Below are 25,648 nucleotides of genomic sequence, written 5' to 3' on the forward strand. Positions count from 1 at the left end.
CACGATGAGCTTGATTTATGAAGCACCAACAACCTTATTTCTCGATTGTGATTCCGACTTACAACCGTCCAGAACAACTGGCACGTTGTTTAGAATCGTTGACGCGCTTAGACTACCCGCGTCAAGACTTTGAGGTAATTGTTGTAGACGATGGCAGTACAACACCACTAGAACCTATTGTTACTCGTTACAAGCTGAACTTAACGCTGATTCATCAAGCTAACTCTGGACCTGCGGCTGCAAGAAACACTGGTGTAAAACGCGCAAAGGGCAAGTACTTAGCTTTCACCGATGATGACTGTACGCCTGCACCTGATTGGTTAACAACCTTAGCAGATCGTTTTGCCACTGCACCAAACTGTATGATTGGCGGTCAAACCTTGAATGCACTTCGGCAAAACCCCTACTCTACTGCGAGTCAACTATTAGTAGATTACCTTTATATTTTTCATCAAACTAGCCTGCCGCAGTTGCATTTTTTTACCTCTAATAATATGTCCTTGCCAACAGAAATGTTTCGCAACCTTGGTGGTTTTGATACTACCTTTACGCTGGCTGCCGCAGAAGATCGGGAATTGTGCGATCGCTGGTTACATTACGGTTATGAAATGATTTACGCTCCTGAGGTGCAGATTTATCACGCACATCAATTAACACTTGCAAGTTTCTGGCGTCAGCAATTCAATTATGGTCGCGGAGCTTTTAACTTTCAAGTTTGTAGGTCTTCTCGAACTCGCGAAAAAACTAAAGTCAATCCACTGAAGTTTCTCTTTAATTTACTAACTTATCCTTTTTGGCAAAATCTGCAAAAGTTTGAGCACCCAGCAATTTTATTAACACTGTTGTTGTTCGTCTCTCAAGTAGCAGCAATCGCTGGATTATTTAGAGAAACTTTTAGCAGAAATTCATTTAGAAATTTAGACTTTTCACTGTTTGTACCGGACAAATAATTAAAGTTAGTCATCGGTAACTGGTAATTGGTAAAAACATTGAGCTACTTACTATTACCCAATCTTAATTACATCCACTCACTTATTCGCTAGACCAATGCTATCAACTCCTAAATCAATTGATGTTCTTGTCGCCCGCTATGGTGGCGCACACTACGCTAGCTATCAGGCACTATGCGCGATCGTGGAACAGCAACAACTTCCTTGGCAACTGAATGCTATTGATGTAGACGACATCGTAGAACGCTTCATGGCACAACAAAATCAAATGGTAGATCTCTACAAAGCACTTACTGGAAAGAGGGGTGGTGAATTGTATACTCAGATGCTGAAAAATGGGCAAACATGGCTTCACCCAGTGCTACTGTTTATGAATCAACTTCTTGTTAAACTTAATTACTCAAAAGGCGTACAAATTTTTACTGAATTCTGGCGCGATCGCCAACCAGATTTAGTTATTTCAACATTACCTTTGTATAACAAAGTTCTTTGGAATAGTTTACAGCAAGGAAAACCAGGTACTCCTGCGATCGTTATTCCTGTAGATTTTGGCGATGTCCCACCTGGATTTTATATCGAACCAGAAACAGGAAGCTACATAGCTTGCGCGAGTGAAAAAATGGCACAACAAGCCCGCGCTTTAGGAGTCAAAGAAGAACTGATTGTGCCAACTTCAGGATTGATGATTCATCCTCGTTTTTATCAACCTATTCTGTGCGATCGCGCCTCGGAAAGAGAACGTTTAGGTTTAGATCCTCATTGTTTGACTGGAATTGTCATGTTCGGCGGCTATGGTTCTAAAGTGATGTTGGAAATTGCCAAGCGCTTGGAGAAGTTTCATCAAAGCTTACAACTTATTTTTATTTGCGGACGTAACGAAGAACTCGCTACCGAATTAAATCAACTTCAAGGTAATCAAAAGAAGTTTGTTGTGGGATTTACTCAGGACATTCCTTACTATATGCATCTTGCTGACTTTTTTATTGGTAAAGCAGGTGGTAGTAGTATCAGCGAGGCACTGGCAATGAAGTTACCAATTATCGTTGAAAGCAATAATACCATACTCAAAAATGAGCGACTTAATGCTGATTGGATTCAACAACAACAAGTAGGTGTGGCGATCCGCAGTATTCGAGATATCGATAAGGCAGTTGCACAGTTTATTGATGCAGAAAGTTTGGCGCGTTATCAGGCAAAGATTGCAACTGTAGATAATTGTGCTGTATTTGAAATGCCAGGTATTTTACAGAAAATTCTTGCAAATAGTTATAAGTTAAATTCACCTGAAATTCTTAAACAGAGGTCGTGATAGCGATGGGGCAAACGACTGCAACATTGTTAGAGATAGCAAGCAAGTTAGCTCAAGACTTAATCCAAAGTATTTACGAGATATTTGTTTATGCTAGTGCCAATTATTTTCGATTTACAATTCTCAGTTTTCTCGTTTTTTGGGTATTATTTAAAGATAGATTAGCACATTTTCGCATCCAACCTCGACCAAAAACAAAAAACAAAGTCATCCTCAGAGAAATTGGTTTTAGTTTATCAACTTTTGTAGTTATTGGCACGATAAATTGGTTTTTAAATATAGTTTTACAGGAGCGTTATGGTTTATTTTATGACAATGTATACAGTGATATTAGTACTTACGGTTGGAGTTATTTTTGCTTAAGTATATTTTTGTTACTCGTCATTGATGACACATACTTCTACTGGGCGCATCGTTTACTGCATCATCCACAACTATTTCGCCGCGTTCATAAAGTACATCATTACAGCATCGATCCTACGCCTTTTTCAACTTATTCTTTTCATCCATTAGAAGCAGCTATTTTGTTTTTTGGTTATCGGCTAACGCCATCTATTATTCCTGTACACAATTTAGCTATTAGTCTTTGGTTACTCCTAACGTTATTAAATGCAATTATTATTCATCTTGGTTATGAAATTTATCCTCGATGGTTTACTAAATCGCGATTGACAAATTGGAAAACTCCTAGTACCCACCACAATATGCATCATGCAAAAGTACATGGTAACTATGGTTTGATTTTCACGTGGTGGGACAAGCTGATGAAAACAGAATTTCCTGATTATCAAGCACAAGTAGAAGCTGTACAGCAACGAAAACTTACCTTGCAAAAGAAAAAATAATGGCAAATTGGTATCCGTGGTTGAGTGTTGCGCTGAATTCCCTTAAATTGAGGTCATCAAAGTCATGAATCAAAGTCGCGTCAAAGTTTTGACTTTAGCTGCAATGTGTTCTGCATTATTTATGACAAACACCGATGACACAGTTTTGAACGTAGCACTACCGCAGATTCAAACGAGTTTAGGTTCTGATGTTTCAGGATTGCAGTGGATTCTCAACGCTTACACGTTACCTGCTGCAAGTTTGGCACTCACAAGCGGTACCTTTGGAGATACTTACGGACGCAAGCGACTATTTCTTGCAGGAGTCGCCATTTTTATGGTCGCTTCAGTGATTTGTGGCTGTGCTACTCATATGGGAATTTTAATTACTGGTCGAGTATTGCAAGGTATTGGTGCGGTTGCTTTAATTCCAACTTCTTTGTCGATCCTCACGCATACTTTTCCTAAACCCCAAGAACAAACGCAAGCGATCGCAATTTGGTCTGCGGTATCAGCATTAGCACTCATTGCAGGTCCGGTGATTGGGGGATTACTTGTGGATGTTTTTGGCTGGCAAAGTACATTTTTTATGAATATACCCTTTGGTGCGATCGCGTTTTGGATTACGACGCGCTTTGTCAACGAAGCACAGCATAAACGTCGGCGGTATATCGATCTACCAGGTTTGATCTTAAGTGTCGTTGTTTTGGCAGCACTCACTTACGCCTTAATTGAAGGAAATACGCAGACATGGCGATCGCCGCTGATTCTCGGTTTATTTGCGATCGCAGGAGTCAGTTTTGTGACATTTTTAATTGTTGAATTTCGCAGCACTCATCCTTTATTGCCAATCAATTTATTTAAAAATCCCAGTTTCAGCGTCGTTAATGGCGTTCATGTCTTAGTGATGTTCACGTTCATTAGCTCGCTGTTCATTTTCAGCTTATTTTTGCAACAAGTGCAAGGTTACTCAGCTATCGCCGCAGGTGTACGTTTTCTCCCGTTAAATGGGGCTTTTGTTGTGGCGTTGCTGATTTCAGGTTGGTTAGCAGCGCGGGTAGGATGGCGCTTGACGATGACGGTAGGGTTAACTTTAGCAGGCTTGGCGACATTATCGTTTGTTGGTCTGCGTGCTGATACTGAATATGGAACAATGGTATGGATGCTCGTGGTTTCTGGCTTTGGTGGTGGCTTGACACTACCCCCTTTAGCCGCAGTTGCGATGAGTGTTGCACCGCCATCACAAGCAGGAATCGCCTCAGCAGTACTCAATACAACAAATCGTCTCGGTGGGATTTTAGGAGTTGCACTGCAAGGAACAATTCTGATGCAAAGACAAGCTGCGGAACTAGTGCGATCGCTTTCTGCTTGGAATCTACCTTCAAACTTGCAAAATCAACTCATTACTGAGGTTCTACGTAATGGCGCGAAACTTCCTGCTAATCTCCCAGCTAACATCAATCCATCAAAGTTGCAGCACGCAATTCACAATGCTTTCGTTTCAGGTTTGCACGCTACAGTCGTTGTTGCTGGTATTGCTTTACTTATTGGGGCATTATTGGTTTGGGCATTTATACCTTCAACGGTTCATCGAGAGAATCAAGTAAAGGTATAATCAGATACCTGGAGTGAAACACCTATTATCTTGGCTAAGGTGACACGCTGAAGGCATTGGATTACACATCCTAATACAAATACCACAAGACAAGGTCAGCACTACAAAACCTGAAAGTAAAAGCACTTGGATCGATACATTCTGTTGCAATGAAAAATCAGCACAACATCATTTAGCGTTACCTATTCTAGGAGCAATTGACAAACAAACAGTTTCTGGAGCTATTTTTTCAGAAACTCATGCTGGTTCTCTTCTATGATGAGTGAAACCAAAGGCATACTATATCTTCCAAATCTAGCATGCGTAATTTTGCGCAAGAGTAAATTACTGAGAGAGAAAGCCGACAAGCAACAGGGGAACAAAGATCAGTGCAGACACAACTAACAACAGCGTTCCTGCATCTACATCGATTTCTTCAGTTTGTTTCTTTGGTTGTGGTTGGGGCATTGTTACACCTCAGATGAGGTAAGCATATACACTTAGGGTAATCGATACTGATGCTTTCTGACAGATGGGGAAGTTGAGAATTGTAAAGAATTTGATTTTACTGGCGAACTTTTTGGCGAAATTTAAGGGCTGCGATCGCCCATTCTCGCAACACTATGCTTCAAAACCGTTTTGCTAGTTATTTCTACTCCAGCACAAAATACAGACTTAATTTGAGGTTTTTTAAGTTTAATGAACGACAGCGATCGCGCAAATCATCGAGCGATCGGTTTAACGCTCTCACTAAGAGATATCACATCCTCCAACTCTACTTCACAATCGCATCCAACAGCCATAGTAAGAACCTGTTCGTCGCTAGGCATTTGCACCATCAAAGTTGCACTGTAGCCAGATTGAGAAAGAACAATATAACCAGAATATCCGTGCCACTCAAGGCTTGTCAAAGCTTGCCTTGAATGCTTATTTTACAGAATAGGTAAGAGATTGCAGTCAAGCAATGAATATTGGTGGAACTCTCGTTATATAAAACCTATTCTATTGTTGCCATTTTTGAAGGCATACTAGTATTTTTTCAAATAATTTTGTTTTTCATAAAGTTTAGCATATACGTATATTTTCGTAAGACTACCAGTAATTTTACATAAGCTTTATAAGACCTATAAACTTTTTTATTTTTTCCGAGTTTTTTCTGATTACAGTTTGACGTAATGGGGAAGATAATGCATTACGTAACACACTACATGTTGTGCTAAGTCAGGTATAAATAAAATTTTATAACTTAGATGATTAAAAAACGTTTAGTCATAGATCAGCCTTTTATAGGTAAATTTATTCGCGAAGTTCGGCAAGAAATTGGACTCACACAAGAGCAGTTTGCAGCTGAAGTGGGCGTGACTTGTTCTTCAGTTAATCGTTGGGAAAATGGTCGGGGTAAGCCGTTACCGCTAGCGATGGAAAAGATTCTGACAATGTTGGAACAAATGGGCGAACGCGGTCAGGAGTTACTAGCGAAGTATTCAAACCATTAATAAATAGATAACCTGTGCCGCGCAGACATGGCACAGCAGCAATCGGCATTTCATCAACAAAAACTTATTAATACATTGGGGTTGGTACGCTTATGGCTTTTACCAAGGAGAATCTGCATGCCTCCATAAACGATAGTGCGAACTTAGCAGTGGGTTCTATTGTGACGTGTCGCGATCGCACTTGGATAGTCTTACCTGCGGAAAATTCAGACGTTGTGCGCCTGCGTCCTCTCAGCGGCAACGAAGACCAAATTTGCGGAATTTACCGACCTTTAGCACTCGAAGCGATCGCCTCAGCCCAATTTCCGCTACCGCAACCAGAAACAATTCAAGATCGTACCGCGATGCAACTTTTAATGGATGCTGCGCGGCTGAGTTTGCGGAGTGGGGCAGGACCATTTCGTTGTTTAGGAAGATTATCAGTTCGTCCGCGTCCTTATCAACTCGTACCACTTTTAATGGCATTGCGTTTATCTACTGTCCGGCTACTCATTGCTGATGATGTTGGTATTGGGAAAACCATTGAAGCTGGATTGATTGCCCGCGAACTTTTAGATCGAGGCGAAGTTAAGCGATTAGCTGTTTTGTGTCCGCCTCAGTTGTGCGATCAGTGGCAACGAGAATTACAAGAAAAGTTTCAGATTGATGCTGTTGTCATTCGTTCGGGAACTGCGTCAAAACTAGAACGGGCAAAGCCCGATGCTGCTCATATCTTTGAATATTATCGCCACATTATTGTTAGCCTCGACTATGCCAAATCAGAACGGCGACGGGCTAGCCTCATAGCCCACTGTCCCGATCTAGTCATTGTTGATGAAGCACACACCTGCGCCCGCGTTCATTCTCAAGGTACTGCCGTACAACAGCGTCACCAGTTAATCCAGAAAATTGCCGAAAAACCAGACAGGCACTTAGTATTACTGACAGCGACTCCTCATAGTGGAATTGAAGCTTCGTTCTTATCTCTTTTGGGCTTACTTAAACCAGAATTTGCGCAACTTAATCTCGATTCCCTGACTGAACAAGCGCGATCGCACCTAGCAAATCATTTCGTGCAACGCCGACGCGCTGATGTCAAACTATGGCTGGGAAATGAAACGCCATTTCCTGTAAGAGAAGCATTAGAACTTCCCTATCGCCTGACTAAGGAATATCGCAGTTTATTTGAAAACGTTTATAACTTAGCACGGGGGTTAGTTAAAACAGCGGATGACAGCCTCAGTTATGCTCAACGGCGGGGAAGATACTGGTCAGCACTAGCTTTGATTCGTTGCGTCATGTCATCTCCCGCAGCAGCGATCGCCACCCTCACGCGACAGGCGAGTAAAGCAGGTCATACCAACGAGTTAGTCAGCGATTTAGACGAAGAATTACTAAGTGCTTACGTCTACGATCCTACCGAACAAGAACAAGCTGTTGATGCTGCACCAACAGTAGTAGTGGAACAAGGGCAGCAATCCTACGGCGATCCAGAACGGCGGAAGTTAAAAGCTTTCGTGCAAGAAGCGGCGAAACTGCAAGGAAAGGATAACAAACTACACACAGCGATCGCCACAGTTGAATCGCTGCTCAAAGACGGGTTCAATCCTATTATCTGGTGTCGCTACATTGCTACAGCTAATTATGTTGCCACTGCACTGAAGAAGTTAGAGAAAAGCGGTCATGTTCGCGTCCTCGCGATTACGGGCGAACAATCAGAAGACGAACGAGAAAGTTATTTAGCCGATTTGCAATCTGCGTCACAGCGAGTCATGGTTGCAACCGACTGCTTGAGTGAAGGTGTCAACTTGCAAGAGCATTTTAGTGCTGTGATTCACTACGACTTGCCGTGGAACCCTAACCGTTTGGAACAGAGAGAAGGACGAGTTGACCGCTATGGACAAACTGTACCCGTTGTCAAGACTTATCTTCTCTACGGACAAGATAATCCAGTTGATGGTGCAGTACTTGATGTCTTAATTCGTAAAGCAGTTCAAATTCACAAAACGCTAGGAATCGCAGTTCCCGTACCAATGGACAGTGCTAGTGTCGCCGAAGCCGTATTTAAATCTTTATTCGATCGCGCTACCGATGCTGTGCAGTTATCGCTACTCGATTTGTTGGATGATGAAGATTCTACTGTCGAGCTTCATAAAAGTTGGGATCGAGCAGTAGAACGAGAAAAAATCAGCCGCACCCGCTTTGCTCAACGCGCCATCAAGCCAGAGGAAGTAGAACGGGAATTGATGGATTCTGACGAGATTTTGGGTAACGAGCAAGATGTAGAACGATTTGTGCAATCTGCTTGTTCGCGTTTGAACTTTGGGCTAATTCAGAAAAAACAGGGATGGCTGTTGCCAACGCCGCCAGCATTTCTTCAACCATTAGTAGGAAATAAATCGCGGTTGCTGACATTTACAACCCCCGCACCAGAAGGAGTGGAATATGTAGGACGAAATCACCCCCTAGTTGAAGGTTTAGCACGTTACATTCTCGAAGATGCATTAGAAAATGCCAAAAACCCCATAGCAGCGCGATGCGGCTTCACCACAACAGATGCCGTACAAAAACGCACGACTTTGTTGTTATTACGGCTGCGACACTTGCTAGAAAGCTCTAATCAAACATTACTAGCCGAAGAGTGTGCTGTAGTTGGATTTACCGGTTCTCCATCTCATCCACTTTGGCTGTCGCCTCAAGAAGCAACATCCTTGCTGCAACAAGCTAATCCGGTAAGTGATGTTCCTCAAGCTATCAAGCAGATGGAATTACAAGAGTTACTCGGCAGAATGACTGAACTAGAAGCAGATTTGGAAGAGTTTGCCAAAGTGCGATCGCGCGAACTTGCCCAATCGCATCGACGCGTTAGAGCCATTACTAAAGAAGGACAAATCCAGGTTAAACCACAGCTACCAATGGATATTCTAGGCGTTTACATTCTCCAACCAGGGCGACGATGAAAATTTTACTGTTTCATTTTGGTAGCAGAGGTGCAAAGCAAGTAGGGGAGAACGTGTTTGATGCAATATCCTGCCAGGAAATGAATTTCCAGGCTGACACTCAAAGTCTACTGAAGTTGACTGCATCTCAACAGTCCTGTTCCAGAGGACTTGGGCTATGAGACTGTGAATTAATTCACAGGCGGACTTGGTTAACTAACGCCACATCTCAATTGATTCACAGCGTGGTAATTATCGCCACATCTCAATTGAGCACAATATCCCGCCAAGAAATCAATTTCCTGGCTGACACTCAAAGTCTACTGAAGTTGACTGCATCTCAACAGTCCTGTTCCAGAGGACTTGGGCTATGAGACTGTGAATTGATTCACAGGCGGACTTGGCAACTAACGCCACTCAATTGATTCACAGCGTGGTAATTGTCGCCACATCTCAATTGAGCACAATATCCCGCCAGGAAATGAATTTCCTAGCTCACACTCAAAGTCTACTGAAGTTGACTGCATCTCAATAGTCCTGTTCCAGAGGACTTGGGCTATGAGACTGTGAATTGATTCACAGGCGGACTTGGTTAACTAACGTCACATCTCAATTGATTCACAGCGTGGCAACTCTCGCCACATCTCAATTGAGCACAATACCCCGCCAAGAAATCAATTTCCTGGCTGACACTCAAAGTCTACTGAAGTTGACTGCATCTCAATAGTCCTGTTCCAGAGGACTTGGGCTATGAGACTGTGAATTGATTCACAGGCGGACTCTCGCCACATCTCAATTGATTCACAGCGTGGCAACTCTCGCCACATCTCAATTGATTCACAGCGTGGTAATTATCGCCACATCTCAATTGAGCACAATATCCCGCCAGGAAATGAATTTCTTGGCTGACACTTAAAGTCTACTGAAGTTGACTGCCATTTCTCAATAGTCCTGTTCCAGAGGACTTGGGCTATGAGACTGTGAATTAATTCACAGGCGGACTCTCGCCACTCAATTAATTCACACGCAGGCTTGGCAATTGCCACTCAATTAATTCACAGGCGGGTTCAATTTAACGTATAAATTTTTACTTTTAACTCTTATGAAATCAGTAGCGACAATTACAGCCGTCCAAATTGAAGGTAACTTAATTCCACCAGATATGACTTCTCTGGTACTGACAGGCGGTATCAAAGGACAAGCGCCGGAGGATTTTGGTTTTGCCAAAACTGATAAGCTAGCAGATGAAATTGCGACTGCTTGGGGAGATGCCAAAGCTTATTGGACAGCGTTTCAACGAGCGTTAAGGCGGTTAAAGGAGGACGATCCAGCAACAACAATCACCCGCGAATGGGCAGTTCCGCTGTTACGCAGTCTTGGCTATGACCCTGTATACACTGCCAAAGCGGAAGTAGTAGACGGACAAACTTATGCAATTTCTCATCGTGCTGAACCAGGGGAAAACAAGCCACCCATCCACATTATTGGTTGTCGAGTTAAAGTAGACGAACGTCCTCCTAGCGGTACGCCGAGATTATCAGCCCATGCGCTGGTGCAAGAATATCTCAACAAAACAGAACATTTGTGGGCGATCGCAACGAATGGTTTGCGCTGGCGGTTACTGCGCGATTCTTCCTTAATGACTCGTCTTACCTATATCGAATTTGACTTAGAACAAATCCTCAACGGCGAGAACTTTGCTGAGTTTGGGCTGTTTTATCGCCTGTTTCACCGTTCCCGCTTGCCCCAAGGGATGGACGATGCGGATAAGTGCCTGTTGGAATATTACCATCAAGAAGCATTGCAACAAGGAGGACGAGTACGCGATCGCCTGCGAGATGGTGTAGAAAAAGCTTTAATTCAGTTAGGTACAGGCTTCCTACAACATCCAAATAACGAACACCTACGACAGAAACTTGCTGATGGTCTAACGGATGTCGGATACTATCGTCAATTATTACGGCTCATCTACCGCCTGCTATTTTTAATGGTGGCAGAATCGCGGAACTTGTTATTAATCGAACAAGACACAGAGAAACAACGAATCTACCGCGAATATTACAGCATTGAGCGACTGCGAGAGTTAGCCGAACGTCCGAGTTGGCGGCGGGAAGGTTTTCAAGATTTGTGGCGGGGATTGTGGGTAACTTTTCTGTTGTTTGACGAGAATTGGCGGGGAAAATTATTAGGATTATCGCCTTTAAATGGCGATCTCTTTGGTTCCAATACGCTACCAGATTTAAGTAATTGTGCGCTTGACAATCATGATTTATTAGTAGCAATTCGCCACTTGTCATTGTATCAAGAAGGACAATTACGGCGAGTAAACTATGCCGCTTTAGATGTTGAAGAATTAGGCAGTGTTTACGAAAGCTTACTAGACTTTCATCCTCAAGTTATTCAACGGCAAGGAAAGTATGAATTTGCATTGGTGTTTGGTAGCGAACGCAAAACCACAGGTTCTTACTATACTCCACCCCAACTCGTACAACAACTAATCAAAACTGCACTAGAACCTGTCATTGAAGCCAAGTTGCAAGAGGTAAAAGAAGAATTCCCAACTTCTCAAGAAAAAGCATTATTAAGTCTAAAAAAGTCGATCCTGCCTGCGGTTCGGGACATTTTCTCTTAGCCGCTGCGCGTCGTATCGGGAAGGAATTGGCACGCATTCGCACTAAAGAAGCAGAACCAGGACAAGAACCATTACGCGCAGCAATTAGAGACGTTATTCAAAATTGCATTTATGGAGTAGATTTAAACCCCTTAGCAGTAGATTTGTGCAAAGTAGCATTATGGATTGAAGGTTTTTCGCGCGGTAAACCACTCAACTTTTTAGATCACAGAATTAAGTGTGGAAATTCCTTAGTGGGAGTGTTGGACTTAAGTTGTTTGGATGAGGGGATACCTGATGAAGCTTATAAAGCAGTCACTGGGGATGATAAGCAGTTATCTTCACAGCTAAAGAAGCGAAATAAGCAAGAACGGAATGGTAAAGACCAATTTTCAATAGGAGATTCAGAACCCGATCGCACCCAGTATGCACAAAGTTGGCGAGAGTTGGGGGAAATTCCTGAAACGACACCGCAGGAAGTGAAAGACAAAGAGAAACGATATCAAGAAACTCGTAAAAATCAGCGGTGGTGGCAAGACTATTCTGCTTGTAATTTGTGGACGGCTGCATTTTTTATGCCGCTGACTAAACAGAATATGCAATTGTTACCAACAACAGCAGCGTTAACTCAGCTATTACGAGAGAATCCGTCTACACAAGAAATCGTGGAAGCAGCAAATAAATTAGCACAAGAGAAGCGCTTTTTCCACTGGTGTTTAGAGTTTCCTGAAGTGTTTGAGATAGGTGGGTTTGATTGTGTATTAAGTAATCCGCCTTGGGAACGAATTAAGTTACAAGAAAAAGAGTTTTTTGCTTCTCGCGATCTTGAAATTGCTAATGCTGCAAATAAAGCAGTGCGGGAGAAGTTAATTAAGGAACTATCGCAGAAAAATCCAACATTGGCACAAGCTTGGGAAGAAGCAAAACACGATGCTGACGCCCAAAGTAAATTTATTCGCGAGTCAGCGAGATTTCCGTTAACTGCTATAGGAGATATCAACACTTATGCAGTATTTGCAGAAACAAGTAGAAAGTTAATTTCATCTCAGGGAAGAGTTGGCATAATTGTGCCTACAGGAATTGCAACTGATGATACTTGTAAAAAATTCTTTGGAGATTTAACGCAAAAACAAGCTTTAGCAAATTTGTATGATTTTGAAAACCGAGAAGCAATTTTTTCTGCTGTACATCGTAGCTATAAATTCTCTCTACTTTCTATTAGTGGTAAACCAGTAGAACGAGGTAACTTTGCCTTTTTCCTCACTCAACCGAAACAAATAGAAGCAGCGCGTCAGTTTCAGCTTTCGCCGCAAGACATTGCCTTACTCAATCCTAATACACTCACTTGTCCAGTTTTTCGCACTCGCACTGATGCAGAAATTACCAAAAAGATCTATCAGCGCGTCCCTGTTTTAGAAAATGAATGCACTGGTAGCAATCCTTGGGGTATTTCATTTATGAGTATGTTTCATATGGCAAATGACAGCCATTTATTCTTATCCGCAGGCTCAAACCCACGGCTAGTTCCGCTTTACGAAGCTAAGATGTTTCACCAGTTCGATCATCGGTGGGCGACGTACGAAGCAGGAGAAACTAGAGATGTCACCTTGGGTGAGAAATCTGATGCCAATTTTCAAGTACAACCACGCTACTGGGTTAGTCGTAGTGAGGTGGAAAACAAGTTAGCTGGTAAGTGGAATAAAGAATGGTTGCTGGCTTTTAGAGGTATAACTAATTCAACTAATGAACGTACTGCTATTTTCAGCTTACTCCCTAAAATTGGTATAGGACATAGTGCGCCTGTAGTATTACTTGAAATAAATAAAGCATCACAAGTTTCTTGCCTGCAAGCTAACTTAAGTAGTTTAGTTTTTGACTTTATAACTCGCCAAAAAATGGGGGGAACTAACTTCAGCTTTTTCATCCTCAAACAACTCCCCGTCATTCCCCCAGAAGCATACACAACAGCAGACATTGAATTTATCAGCAGCCGCGTACTTGAACTCGTCTACACCACCTGGGATATGCAACCCTTCGCGCAAGACATGGGATACGACGGCGAACCCTTCATGTGGAATCCTAACAGACGCGCCTTATTAAGAGCAGAATTAGACGCATATTATGCCAAACTCTACGGACTTACCCGCGATGAACTTCGTTATATTCTCGATCCTGCTGATGTCTATGGCGCAGATTTTCCTAGCGAAACATTCCGCGTTTTGAAAAATAATGAAATTAAACAATTTGGCGAATACTGCACTCAAAGGTTAGTGCTAGAGGCGTGGGATAGGATGTTTAAATAGTAGCGATGAATAATCGACAATTTACGTTGGCATGAAAATTTCTGGTAAAGATGGAGCGGATGTTAAACGCTATCATGCTTGAATAAAAGCCATATCGCCGGAAAATTAATTTTCCGGCTGACATAATAAGTCCATTTAAATGGACTAAATTGTAAATTACCCAATTAGTCTTCTTCAGAAGACTTTTGCTATCAGCCTGGAAATTAATTTCCTGGCGTGATATCTGGTGTGATATCTGGCGTGATATTTGGCGTGATATCAATCCAAATTTTGGGAAGAATCATAATGAGATTTCAATTAATATTATTTATATCCAGCAAAGTTATCTACAGGTGCCGCAATTCACGAGATTAAGATATTAAGCTTGTACCGCAATCTCATGGAATAAATGCATCAATGAGGTATTGCCATTTCACGGGATTTTGCCGCAATCTCGCCGGAAAATTAATTTTCCGGCTGAAACAATAAGTCCATTCAAATGGACTAAATTGCAAATTACCCAATTAGTCTTCTTCAGAAGACTTTTGCTATCAGCCTGGAAATTGATTTCCTGGCGTGATATCTGGTGTGATATCAATCCAAATTTTGGGAAGAATCATAATGAGATTTCGGTTTATTATCTATCTTAAATAAATGCAGCAATGAAGTATCACAATTTCACGGATATGTGTTGTCATCCCGCCGGAAAATTAATTTTCCGGCTGAAACAATAAGTCCATTCAAATGGACTAAATTGCAAATTACCCAATTAGTCTTCTTCAGAAGACTTTTGCTATCAGCCTGGAAATTGATTTCCTGGCGTGATATCTGGTGTGATATCAATCCAAATTTTGGGAAGAATCATAATGAGATTTCGGTTTATTATCTATCTTAAATAAATGCAGCAATGAAGTATCACAATTTCACGGATATGTGTTGTCATCCCGCCGGAAAATTAATTTTCCGGCTGAAACAATAAGTCCATTCAAATGGACTAAATTGCAAATTACCCAATTAGTCTTCTTCAGAAGACTTTTGCTATCAGCCTGGAAATTAATTTCCAGGCGTATCATAACTAAAAACTAAAAATATATCTATGTCTTATTGGCGATTATATTATCATTTAGTTTGGGCGACAAAAGAGCGTTTACCTTTAATTACCTCTGAAAGAGAAGCTAAGCTTTATCCTTATATTATTGCCAAAGCTGACTCGTTGGGGTGTATTATTCATGCCATTGGTGGAATTGAAGATCATATTCATGTAGTCGTTTCTATCCCGCCAAAACTCGCGATCGCCGATTTTGTTAAAAATATTAAAGGCAGTAGTGCTCATTTTTTAAACCAACATTCATCTTCCACCAATAAATTTGTCTGGCAAGAAGGATATGGCGTATTCTCGTTAGGAAGCAAGCAACTTCAGCAAGCTGTTGATTATGCTAAAAATCAAAAGACACATCATCTCCAAGGAACAGCGATCGCATCTTTAGAAACTGATAAACCCAATTAACTCACAACCAATATCACCACTAATTATATCCCCAAATACTTTTTCATCCACATCTTATCAACAATAAATAACCCATTCCTCTTCAGAGGACATATTCTATAAGCCAGGAAATTAATTTCCTGGCTGTAACAACGTATTCTCCTGGCTGTAAAAATCGTATTTTCCTGGCTGTACAAATTGTCTTTTTTTTTGCCGTAAAAATCGTATTTTCCTAACTGTACAAATTGTTATTTTCCTGGCTATACAAATCGTAATCTCTTTGCTATAAAAATCATAATTTTCCTACCGCATAAACCACAAAATCCGTATAAATTCTGAAGCCAATTTTAGCCGATTGATATTAAATTATAATTCATAGTTTCTCAAATGCCTTAACTATGGCAACTTGGGCTGTTTCTCTTGTTGATACCTTTTTAAACGAACTATTAAACTTACCCCAAAGTGTAAGTAAAAAAGTTAGCAAAGTTGTTAAAATCTTAGAAGAAGATCCAATTTCTGCGCAAGGAAATGCCAAAAAGCTGAAAGGATACACTAATAATATTTACCGCGTTCGGATTGGCGATTACCGCCTAATTTATAGCTTTGGTCAAGGTTGGGTAAAACTCTTAAGCATCCGCAAGCGAGACGATCGCACTTACGAAATCGAACTACCAAACTTTGAGACTCCGACTCCACCCCCAGTAGAAGACTTATTAACTCCTCAAGTTGCCATCAATACGCAACAACAGCCGATATCAAGTTCCTTGCCAATTGAATTCACCGAAACGCTACTGAAGCAATGGCAGATTCCGCAAGAATACTGGGCTGATATCTTACAAGTTGAAAATGCTGAAGCCTTACTCGATCTTGCCATACCAGATCGCTACTTAAGTCGCATTCTCGATAACTGCTACCCGCGTTCAATTGCAGAACTCGATCGCCAAAGAGAGTATCAACTGCAACAGCCTGAAGATTTAGACCGCTTTGTCGAAGGCGATTTGAGTGCTTTTTTACTCAAACTTGACCCCGAACAAGAGAAGTTGTGCAATTTTGGTAAAGTTGGTCCTGTTCTAGTAAAAGGTGGACCAGGAACAGGTAAATCTACTTTGGCACTGTATCGCGTGCAAAAGCTGCTAGAACAAGGCATTCAACCGATTCTATTCACAACTTATACTAAAGCTTTAGTCACCTACTCCGAGCAACTTCTCGAACAACTGTTGATGCGATCGCCGCAATCTGTAGGAGTCAAAGTAAGTACTGTCGATGCGATCGCCTATCAATACTACGTCCGCACTTATGGTAAACCCAAGTTTATCAACGAAGAAACAAGTCTTGCGTATCTCGAAACTGCACTTTCTTCAGCAACCATTCCTGCAAATAATGTATTTGAATTGCGCGTTCGGCAACAAACATTAGAACGGTTAGGAGTCGCCTACTTACGACAAGAAATCCGCGATGTAATTGAAAGTTGGGGCATCTCCACACTAGAAGAATACCAAACATTTGCACGGTACGGACGCGGCGTCCCCCTCAAAGCAAATACACGCGAAGCACTGTGGGCAGTTTATCAAACTTGGTTAAGTCTGCTGCATCAAAACGGCTACATCACTTGGGAACAGCTACGCTGCAAAGCTTTAGAAATCGTCAGCAATTCTACACCACCTTATCAAGCCGTTGTTATAGACGAAGCTCAAGATCTTTCACCTGTAGCGTTGCGCTTCCTCCTCGCGATCGTGCCATCACTGCAACAAGTTTATCTCACTGCCGATGCCTCGCAATCTTTGTATCAAAAAGGGTTTAGTTGGAAACAAGTCCATACCGACCTTAAGTTTAGCGGACGAACGCTGCTGCTGCGACGCAATTATCGCAATACACAACAAATTACCGCTGCTTGCGCCCAAATCTTAGCCGGAACAACCGCAGGCGACTCAGAGTGTATCGATCAGCTACCATCTCCCCATATCGGAGATTGCCCAAAAGTTGTGTTAGTAGACGAACCAACACAAGAAATTACAGCTATTCACGATGCCTTAATTTGTGCCGCCCGTCAGTATAGATTATCAGTCAACAGCAGTGCGGTACTGTGTCCTACGAGCCAAATGGGTAAAGCGATCGCCCAGCAACTCACTCAGCAAGGACTCAAAGCCCAGTTTTTCACAAGTAAGCAAATAGACATCAACGCCCCATGCGTTAAAGTTCTGACATTGCATTCTGCCAAGGGTTTAGAGTTTCCCTTCGTCGTCATTGTCGGATTACAACAAGACAGCTTACCCCATATTCCACCTGACGTTCCTCCAGAAGAAATTCCAGCAGTGATAGACGAACAGCGGCGGCTATTTTATGTCGGTTGCACCCGCGCGATGCGATCTTTAGTCGTTTGCGGTTCGCGATCGCATCCTTCTTCGTTTCTCAACTCTTTAGTTCCTCCTTATTGGCAACAAGCATGACGACACTGAAACTTCAAGACTTACTACAACAAAGTGAAAGTGCGATCGCCGCGACAAGCATTCTTCTCGGTCAAAAACTAGTCAATCTCGACTGTACAGGCGTAGCATCTCTTACCCCCGAACAACTCACTCAGTTATTTTCAGCCATACCCAAAACCTGGGACTTTGTCGAACTTGGAGAAATCTTCAACTCCTCCACCCTCAGCGAAACCTTTGCAAGCCAACTTCTAGAGTGGATTAACCAAAACTTCGGACACACCACTAACCCTCCACAACCATCAACTACAAATTACGAATCCGTAGACTTAAGCCTACGGCAAACTACAAATGATCTCGATATTTTCAACTTTCGCGATCGAGTTATTGACGACTATCGCCGCTACATCGAAAGTTTTTTGAGAATTCGCGACTCTAAAGTTAAAGAATTTGTCGATCGAGAATTAGAACGAGGACAACTTTGGAGCGATCCTTTAGTACAACTAAATCTTACCTACAAAAAAGGTGCAACCGTTACCGAATTAGTACAACAAAAAGTTCTTCATCCGGAGTGCGATCGCTACTTTTCCAAAGACGGTAAACCCTTTCAGTTTCACTACCACCAGCAGCAAGCATTTCTCACAGCACAGCGTCAAGAACCTTATGTTCTCACCACAGGTACAGGTTCCGGTAAAAGCTTGACTTATATTGTGCCTATTTTCGACGATCTGCTGCGCCATCCTGAAATTAAAGGAGTCAGGGCAATTTTGGTCTATCCCATGAACGCCTTAATTAACTCCCAAAAAGAAGAACTTGACAAGTTTCTGCGTCAAGTCCCCAACACTCATATTCGCGTCGAACAATACACCGGACAAGAAAGCTTAGCTAAGAAAACCGAAATTCAAGAAAACCCGCCCCAAATTCTACTTACCAACTACGTGATGTTAGAGCTAATGCTCTCCCGCACTCACGAAGATAAACTGGTAGAATCTCCCAATTTAAAATTCCTAGTACTCGATGAATTGCATACATATCGAGGAAGACAAGGTGCAGACGTCGCCATCTTGATCCGCAAACTCCGCCAACGCTGCGGTAGAAATCTTCTGTGCATTGGTACCAGCGCCACCATGTCTACAGAAGGCTCCCGCGAACAACGCCGCCAAGTTGTAGCGAATGTTGCCAGCAAATTATTCGGCGTGGAAATCCAACCCAGCAATGTCATCGATGAAACTCTAGAGCGTTCTATTCAACGTGCTGCACCCACCACTGACGAACTGCGAGACAGTATCTTAGCAGGCTTACCACCAGAGTCAGAACAAACTTTAGATGCATTCAAAACGCATCCCCTCAGCTATTGGATTGAGATGAACTTCGGTTTAGCACAAGAAGGGCATTTGGTGCGCCGCACGCCTATTACTCTAGAATCGGGAGCAGCAACCCTAGCAGCACAAACCCAACTTCCACCAGAAACCTGCCTAACCATCCTCAAGCAAATGTTTCTTTGGGGAAGCAAAACCAAGGGACTTGCCTTTCGCCTGCATCAGTTTATCTCCCAAGGAGGTAGCGTTTACTCTACGATTGAAAGTCGAGAAAAACGCATTCTGACGCTCGAAGGTCAATATACGACTACCGAAAACCGCCTACTTTATCCTCTCGTCTTTTGCCGAGAATGCGGACAGGATTATTACGTGGTGCGCTACGATGCCGATGAACAGAGTGTCTTACCCCAACTACCTACTGCCTTAGATATCAGTGCCGACGATGCCGAGATCAGCGAAGGCTACCTAACTTTAGACGATCCAGGACTGTGGGATGCTAGCGATGAAGAAAAGCTCCCCGATTCTTGGTTTACCGAAACTAAAAAGAAAGGACGAATTCCTAAAAAGGATTACGCCAAATTTATTCCCCAGCAACTGCAAGTATTACCCAACGGTAAAGTCACAACTTCTTTGTTACAGGGAACTACCTGTTGGTTTATTCGCAAACCATTTCTCGTTTGTCTCAACTGCGGCGTAGTACACGACGGGCGCAAAAATGAATTTAGCAAACTATCGCGTCTGGGCAGCGAAGGACGCAGTACCGCAACCACCCTGCTATGTCTTTCTACTACCAGTCGCTTAAAGCAAGTCTTTACGGGCGAGAAAGCTAAAGCCGCTAAAATTCTCAGTTTTACAGATAACCGTCAAGATGCTTCGTTGCAGGCGGGACATTTCAACGATTTTGTGCAAACTAGTTTCTTACGGGCAGCACTATGGAAGGCACTTCAGGCAAAAAAACAACTCACCCACAGCGAGTTAGTCAGCGAAGTTGTCAAATGTATGGGGCTGTCTCAAACAGACTACGCTAAGCAACCAGCCGAGTTTGGTAGAGGTAAGCAGCGTAACGAAGAAGCGTTTCGCAAACTGATTGAGTACCGCCTTTATGAAGATTTGCGGCGGGGATGGCGCATCGTTCAACCTAACCTCGAACAGTGTGGATTGCTAGCAATTGAGTATGACGGTTTGCAAGCAGAATGTGCGAATGAGGCACTGTGGCAAAAACACCACCATCGTGTCTTGTTGCAAGCTACCCCTCAAGAGCGGTTCATCGCCTCTGTTGCCTTGCTCAACCAGTTGCGGCGAGAATTAGCAATTGATGCCAAGCTTTTGCAACCAGAACAACACGAACAACTCAAAAGCGAGATTGTTCAAGCCATTAAAGAACCTTGGGTGTTTGACGAGAACGAACAATTGCATAAAGCAACTTGGGCAAGTACGAGCAGCGGTAATAATGAAAAAGCTAAAGTCAAGCTCACACCTAAAAGTAAAATTGGTCGATTTTTGCGATCGCCCAAAGCTTGGTCGCTGCAAAGTCAACCCTTAACAGATCAAGAGTACGCCAGTTTAATCGCTGCTTTCGTCAACGCTCTATGCGATGCTGGTTATTTAGTGAAAGAGAAAACCGAGATTCAGCTACGGGTCGATTGTTTGTTGTGGCAAGCTAAACTCTTAAACGAAATTCCTGCCGATCCTTTAACAGCACGGCGCTTGCAGGGAAATGAAGGCACAAAAATTCCTGTAAACAGTTTCTTTCAAAAGTTTTATCAAACAAATGCTTTCCAAATTCAAACAATGGAAGGGCGCGAACATACCGGACAAGTGAACAATAAAGATCGCCAAGAACGAGAAGAGAAATTCCGCAACGGTGCATTAGCGGCTTTGTTCTGCTCTCCAACTATGGAATTGGGAATTGACATTTCCGATCTCAGCGTCGTGCATTTGCGTAACGTTCCCCCTAGTCCTGCCAACTACGCGCAACGCAGTGGTAGAGCCGGTAGAAGCGGACAGGAAGCCCTTGTCATTACTTATGCCGCAATTGGTAGCGGTCACGACCAATACTTCTTCAAACGCCAAAATCAAATGGTTGCTGGAGTTGTGGCTCCGCCCAAGTTGGAACTTGCTAACCAAGATTTGGTGCGATCTCACGTTCATTCGATTTGGCTAGCACACACTGGGGTTTATCTCGATGATTCGATGAACAAAATTCTGGAACTCGATCTCGATGGATATCCTCTTAAAGAGAACGTGCGTCAAGGGTTAACTTTAAGCCAGAATAAATTAACAAAATGCCTGCAAGCAACTCAATCTATTCTCGCTGATATTTTCTGTCAACAAGACCTGCAAAAAGCTTCCTGGTATTCTGTAGATTGGTTGCAGTACGCAGTAGAAAATGCGCTAGAGGCATTTGAACGAGCGTGCGATCGCTGGCGCAAACTGTATAGTGATGCCGTCATTCAATTAGCAAAAGCCCGCGAAACGATTGACCGTTATGCTAGAGGCTATGCAAATCAGGAAGACTACGACATTGCCAAAGCTCAGGAAAAAGAAGCATTACGGCAAAGAAGCTTATTAGTGGGATTGCATGAAGGTAAAAATAATAGCGAGTTTGAATTTTATCCCTACCGCTACTTTGCTGCCGAAGGATTTTTGCCAGGATTCAACTTTCCTCGCCTACCAGTAAGAGCGTACATTCCTACAGGAGATGGCGGCGAATTCATCTCCCGCCCCCGCACTGTTGCTTTACGTGAATTTGCGCCTGGCAATATTGTTTACTACGAGGGTAGTAAGTTTATGGTAGCAAAGACTAAAGTTCCTGTTGGCGGGATCGACAGCCAGTGCAAAAGAACAAGCGTCTGCTTTAACTGCGGTTATTTCCACGAAGGCGATTTTCGCGATACCTGTGAAAATTGCGGTGCAGAAATTAAAAACGATCGCTACCAGAATGAGGCTAAACTAAATTGCGTACTGCCAATGGAAACTGCGATCGCCCGCCGACGAGAACGCATTACCTGCGATGAAGAAGAACGGCTCAAGTACGGTTACAACATTACGACTCACTTCCGCTACGCTAATAAACAATCAGCAACTGTTCAAACTGCTGAAGGTACGCCACTTTTACGCTTAACTTACGGAGCAACAGCCGAAATTTGGTGGATTAATCGCGGACTGAAGAAGAATACCGACGAACGTGGATTCAAACTCAATACCAAAACAGGGCTCTGGGGCGATTCCAGAACTGAACAAGCAACTGAAAGCTTGCATGAAGGAATCAATTTAATGGTTAACGATACTTGCAATATTTTAGTTGTCGAGCCTTTATGTGTTCCGGCTGAAAATAAAGAAGCTTTTGTTGCTACGCTGCAACATACTTTGAAAACAGCTATTCAAGCAGTATACAAACTAGAAGCTGACGAACTTGATTCCGAAAGGCTAGGAGAAAGCAAGTATTTACTTTTGTGGGAAGCAGCCGAAGGAGGAGCAGGCGTTCTTTCACAATTAGGACAACCAGAAGCCTTTCAAAAAATTGCCGATGCAGCTTTAGATATTTGTCATTTCAACCAACCGAAAGAAAGCTGCGTTCAAGCTTGCTATGATTGCTTGCTATCCTACCGCAATCAGTTCGACCATCCATTAATCAATCGCCACTTAATTAAACCTTTACTCGACCAACTGCTAGCAAGTCATGTTATCCGTGAAGGCATTTCTCGCGAGGAACAATATCAGCAATTATTGCAACAAACAGACCCTAATTCTGAATTTGAGCGCATAGTTTTAAAAGAGATCTATCAACGAGGATACAAATTACCAGAGGCAGCGCAAGAATTCATTAATGACGCTAACTGCAAACCTGACTTTCTATATAAAGAAGATGCGATCGCTATTTTTTGCGATGGTTCGATCCACGATAGTTCTGATAAGCGCAAACAAGACAAAATTGAAAGAGATAATCTCAGGTACAACACAGTTTACACTGTCTTAACCTTACGGCATGATGAAGATTGGCAAACTAAGTTAAAGATTTTAGGAAGTATATTTTAGCTATTTCTTATCTAACCTCAAAATAAGAAAGCTAGCTTATTGTTAACAGAATACGCTGAAATATCTGTTATGTATGACTTTAGCTACACTAATTTTACTGCTTTTAAGCTCCTCTAATGCAAAAACGTAATTTACACGCTGTAGTAGCTTTATCTACAAATATCTACAATGTCAGCATTTGTACGACATTGGACAAAGCAAAAGAGATAGTTCTAGTATTGTTCTGCCACTAATTTTTCAATACGACTCAGAATTAGGAGAAATACTTATTTTTAAAAGAAAATATGGAGGATTGACCTATCAGGCAAAAAAACAATCGATATACATATCAAGTTTTTCTTGAAGAAAAGATGACTTGCGGTACTGGTGAATGGGTAACGTTAACAGTATCTAGAACAAGCAATAAAATTTATTATCAAAAATTAGATATTTTTGTCATTTTCAAATTTTTGTGAATTATTGATTTAAAATTGATAGCAATTTATTTAATAGTGTATTTTCAGTTATTTTTTCATGGTTAATCGACTTGTGAAAACTAAAGTATTCTTGAGCGTATTTATAACTTTAGTAGGAATCTTATCTATAAGTACTTCAGTTCAAGCAGAAGGTAAAAAGCTGATTTATGAAAGCTCGCGCCAAGGAATAGAGTGGAAGGTGTATCTGGTTAATAAAAGGTTAGTTAAAAAACTAGAATTGGGTGGAGAAAATAGGCGATTATATTTAATCGATTTAGAAGTAAACAGTAGCTACGATGGCATAACGCGACAAACTAATTTAGTTCAGTGTTCAACTTCCAAACCTTTTGTTGCCTTTAAATCTGACTTTGAGCAACAGATAGCAGTTATTGATGTCATTAACCCTGGTGGAAGCCCATACGGTTATAACTCTGGCTCTCACTGGATATACTGGGCTGTATGTCACAATCTTTGGCAACCTTGGGATTATGATTTGGAGTCACGAGCAACTCGATTGGGATATTCTACAGAACTAGAGAGCGAACAAATACAGATCCCCTATGGGTTACTACAATATCTCAAGTAGTCTCTTCACTGTGTAACTTCTTACTATAAAAAGTATGTACGAACATCAAGCAGTCAACAAAGTGAAGCCCTGCGAACTAGCTAGTATGGACAACGGTAGGTAGGATAAGTTAATTAATACTTTTACATCTGAAGATACTCTTACTTCAAAACGAACTTTGCTGCTTAGGGCTTTTGGTATCTATTTTGTCACTGACGAACACAATCGCTTACTTTACATTGGTAAAGCAACAAATTTACAGAGCCACTGGGCGAGAGGTGGAGACCATTACCACAAGTAGAAACCAGTAAATTGAAAGTTGCTCGCTACTCCATAGCCAGAAGAGTATGGATACTTCAATGTAGCGTTATCTTATTTACACTTACTATTCCGTACAGGTTGACAAGTTTGCCAATAATGCTCTCTTAGTAAGAGATATTTTATACACGTGGTAATCGAATGACTACCTACTAACTTGCCGATGACACAAATCAAGAGCTACCGGAATCCAAGGGGTTCTTGTATCTGTGTTGAGTTAGGAAGGTTGTATGTCATATCAATCAATGTGGTTTAGAAGCGCTGCTAGCCAACTGCAATTATTGGAGCAGAGTTTAAGCTTTGAAAGTGTTCGAGCAATAGTTAGCGATCGCCTACCAATACTCGTTAAAGAGATGGAGTCAAAGGGTTTAGATTTGGAAGACCCGACTTATTGGTGGGAACTTCTGTTCATTGATGGGGCGATCAAAATTGAAAACGTCCAAGGTAAGCAGCAAAGGGTAGCTATCAACCTGACAAATAACTGGCGCATGGCAGTAAAAACTCTGGCAGTCATAGAGTCGAGAAAGTTCCAAATGATACGCACTGACTTAGGAGTAGACCAGCACTGGATTATATTCACAGATACTAAGCATCCCCACTCTAATGATGACTGGATGGACGTACTGTATGGACAAATTGACACCAAGCCGAGCAAATCAGGCTGTGCCTTAATTGAGATGTAATTGATGGGGGCAAGTCGTCTTGCCTTCCCATGCACAAAGCGACTCCACCGTTTGGAACGAATATTAGCGATCGCCTTTAGGTGCTAAAATGTGGAGGTGGAAGTTGCAAGCTAAGTGCCTAGTTGCAGACGTTAGAAGGAATCGATCGCAACCCAAACAAAAGTTAGTTTTCTGGCTCGCTGTCGATCTTAATATCCAAAGTTTGTTCGTCAATGACAAAAAAAAGTACATTTGGTTGGCAGCATACTTGACAGTCTTCAACGTAAGATTGCTGCATTCCTGCACTTAAGTCAACAAAGGTCAAGTTAGTTTCACCACAGTATGCACAAGTATATTCAGCCGTATTTTGCATCAGAAAATAATATTAGAGTTATAGT

At 42.1% G+C, this 25,648-nt stretch carries 13 protein-coding genes and 1 pseudogene; 12 read left to right on the top strand and 2 right to left on the bottom strand.

What is annotated here, in order from left to right:
- Window positions 1-17: 17 nt before the first annotated feature.
- The 4 genes from B1A85_RS08025 to B1A85_RS08040 all read left to right on the top strand — a co-directional run bounded on the left by B1A85_RS08025 (window position 18) and on the right by B1A85_RS08040 (window position 4,698).
- Window positions 18-950 carry a glycosyltransferase family 2 protein gene (locus tag B1A85_RS08025; RefSeq protein ID WP_104546394.1) on the top strand — a complete coding sequence of 311 codons (933 nt, stop codon included), beginning with the start codon at window positions 18-20 and terminating at the stop codon, window positions 948-950.
- Between the two features lie 97 nt (window positions 951-1,047).
- The gene (locus tag B1A85_RS08030; RefSeq protein ID WP_104546395.1) at window positions 1,048-2,259 is read left to right on the top strand and encodes a glycosyltransferase; all 1,212 of its coding nucleotides are present in this window, start codon (window positions 1,048-1,050) and stop codon (window positions 2,257-2,259) included.
- A 5-nt stretch (window positions 2,260-2,264) separates the two neighbouring features.
- On the top strand, window positions 2,265-3,104 hold the full coding sequence (locus tag B1A85_RS08035) for a sterol desaturase family protein (protein ID WP_104546396.1): 840 nt from the start codon (window positions 2,265-2,267) through the stop codon (window positions 3,102-3,104).
- Between the two features lie 64 nt (window positions 3,105-3,168).
- Window positions 3,169-4,698 (top strand): MFS transporter, encoded by a 1,530-nt coding sequence (locus B1A85_RS08040; protein WP_104546397.1) that lies wholly within the window; start codon window positions 3,169-3,171, stop codon window positions 4,696-4,698.
- 324 nt (window positions 4,699-5,022) lie between these two features.
- Here B1A85_RS08040 and B1A85_RS25535 read toward each other — a convergent pair whose 3' ends face one another.
- Entirely contained in the window at window positions 5,023-5,145 is a 123-nt protein-coding gene (locus B1A85_RS25535; protein WP_256387442.1) for a hypothetical protein, read from the bottom strand.
- A 782-nt stretch (window positions 5,146-5,927) separates the two neighbouring features.
- Here B1A85_RS25535 and B1A85_RS08045 point away from each other — a divergent pair.
- The 8 genes and pseudogenes from B1A85_RS08045 to B1A85_RS08085 all read left to right on the top strand — a co-directional run bounded on the left by B1A85_RS08045 (window position 5,928) and on the right by B1A85_RS08085 (window position 25,271).
- Window positions 5,928-6,173 (top strand): DNA-binding transcriptional regulator, encoded by a 246-nt coding sequence (locus B1A85_RS08045; RefSeq protein WP_104546398.1) that lies wholly within the window; start codon window positions 5,928-5,930, stop codon window positions 6,171-6,173.
- 92 nt (window positions 6,174-6,265) lie between these two features.
- On the top strand, window positions 6,266-9,112 hold the full coding sequence (locus B1A85_RS08050; protein ID WP_104546399.1) for a helicase-related protein: 2,847 nt from the start codon (window positions 6,266-6,268) through the stop codon (window positions 9,110-9,112).
- 1,081 nt (window positions 9,113-10,193) lie between these two features.
- Window positions 10,194-14,005 (top strand): annotated as a pseudogene (locus B1A85_RS26050) (Eco57I restriction-modification methylase domain-containing protein).
- Window positions 14,006-15,080: 1,075 nt separating this feature from the next.
- Window positions 15,081-15,491, top strand: coding sequence for an IS200/IS605 family transposase (tnpA, locus tag B1A85_RS08060; protein ID WP_104546400.1), 411 nt, complete (start codon window positions 15,081-15,083; stop codon window positions 15,489-15,491).
- Between the two features lie 377 nt (window positions 15,492-15,868).
- Window positions 15,869-17,917 carry a 3'-5' exonuclease gene (locus tag B1A85_RS08065; RefSeq protein WP_104546401.1) on the top strand — a complete coding sequence of 683 codons (2,049 nt, stop codon included), beginning with the start codon at window positions 15,869-15,871 and terminating at the stop codon, window positions 17,915-17,917.
- On the top strand, window positions 17,914-23,250 hold the full coding sequence (locus tag B1A85_RS08070) for a DEAD/DEAH box helicase (protein ID WP_210404304.1): 5,337 nt from the start codon (window positions 17,914-17,916) through the stop codon (window positions 23,248-23,250). The genes B1A85_RS08065 and B1A85_RS08070 overlap by 4 nt, the downstream gene beginning before the upstream one ends.
- Before the next feature lie 513 nt (window positions 23,251-23,763).
- On the top strand, window positions 23,764-24,291 hold the full coding sequence (locus B1A85_RS08075; RefSeq protein ID WP_104546402.1) for a hypothetical protein: 528 nt from the start codon (window positions 23,764-23,766) through the stop codon (window positions 24,289-24,291).
- 527 nt (window positions 24,292-24,818) lie between these two features.
- Window positions 24,819-25,271: a hypothetical protein gene (locus B1A85_RS08085; protein WP_146087154.1), complete on the top strand. Its 453-nt coding sequence runs from the start codon at window positions 24,819-24,821 to the stop codon at window positions 25,269-25,271.
- A gap of 163 nt (window positions 25,272-25,434) precedes the next feature.
- Here B1A85_RS08085 and B1A85_RS08090 read toward each other — a convergent pair whose 3' ends face one another.
- The gene (locus B1A85_RS08090) at window positions 25,435-25,623 is read right to left on the bottom strand and encodes a CPXCG motif-containing cysteine-rich protein (RefSeq protein WP_104546404.1); all 189 of its coding nucleotides are present in this window, start codon (window positions 25,621-25,623) and stop codon (window positions 25,435-25,437) included.
- Window positions 25,624-25,648 lie beyond the last annotated feature (25 nt).

The sequence above is a fragment of the Chroococcidiopsis sp. TS-821 genome (assembly GCF_002939305.1).
GTDB lineage: Bacteria > Cyanobacteriota > Cyanobacteriia > Cyanobacteriales > Chroococcidiopsidaceae > Chroogloeocystis.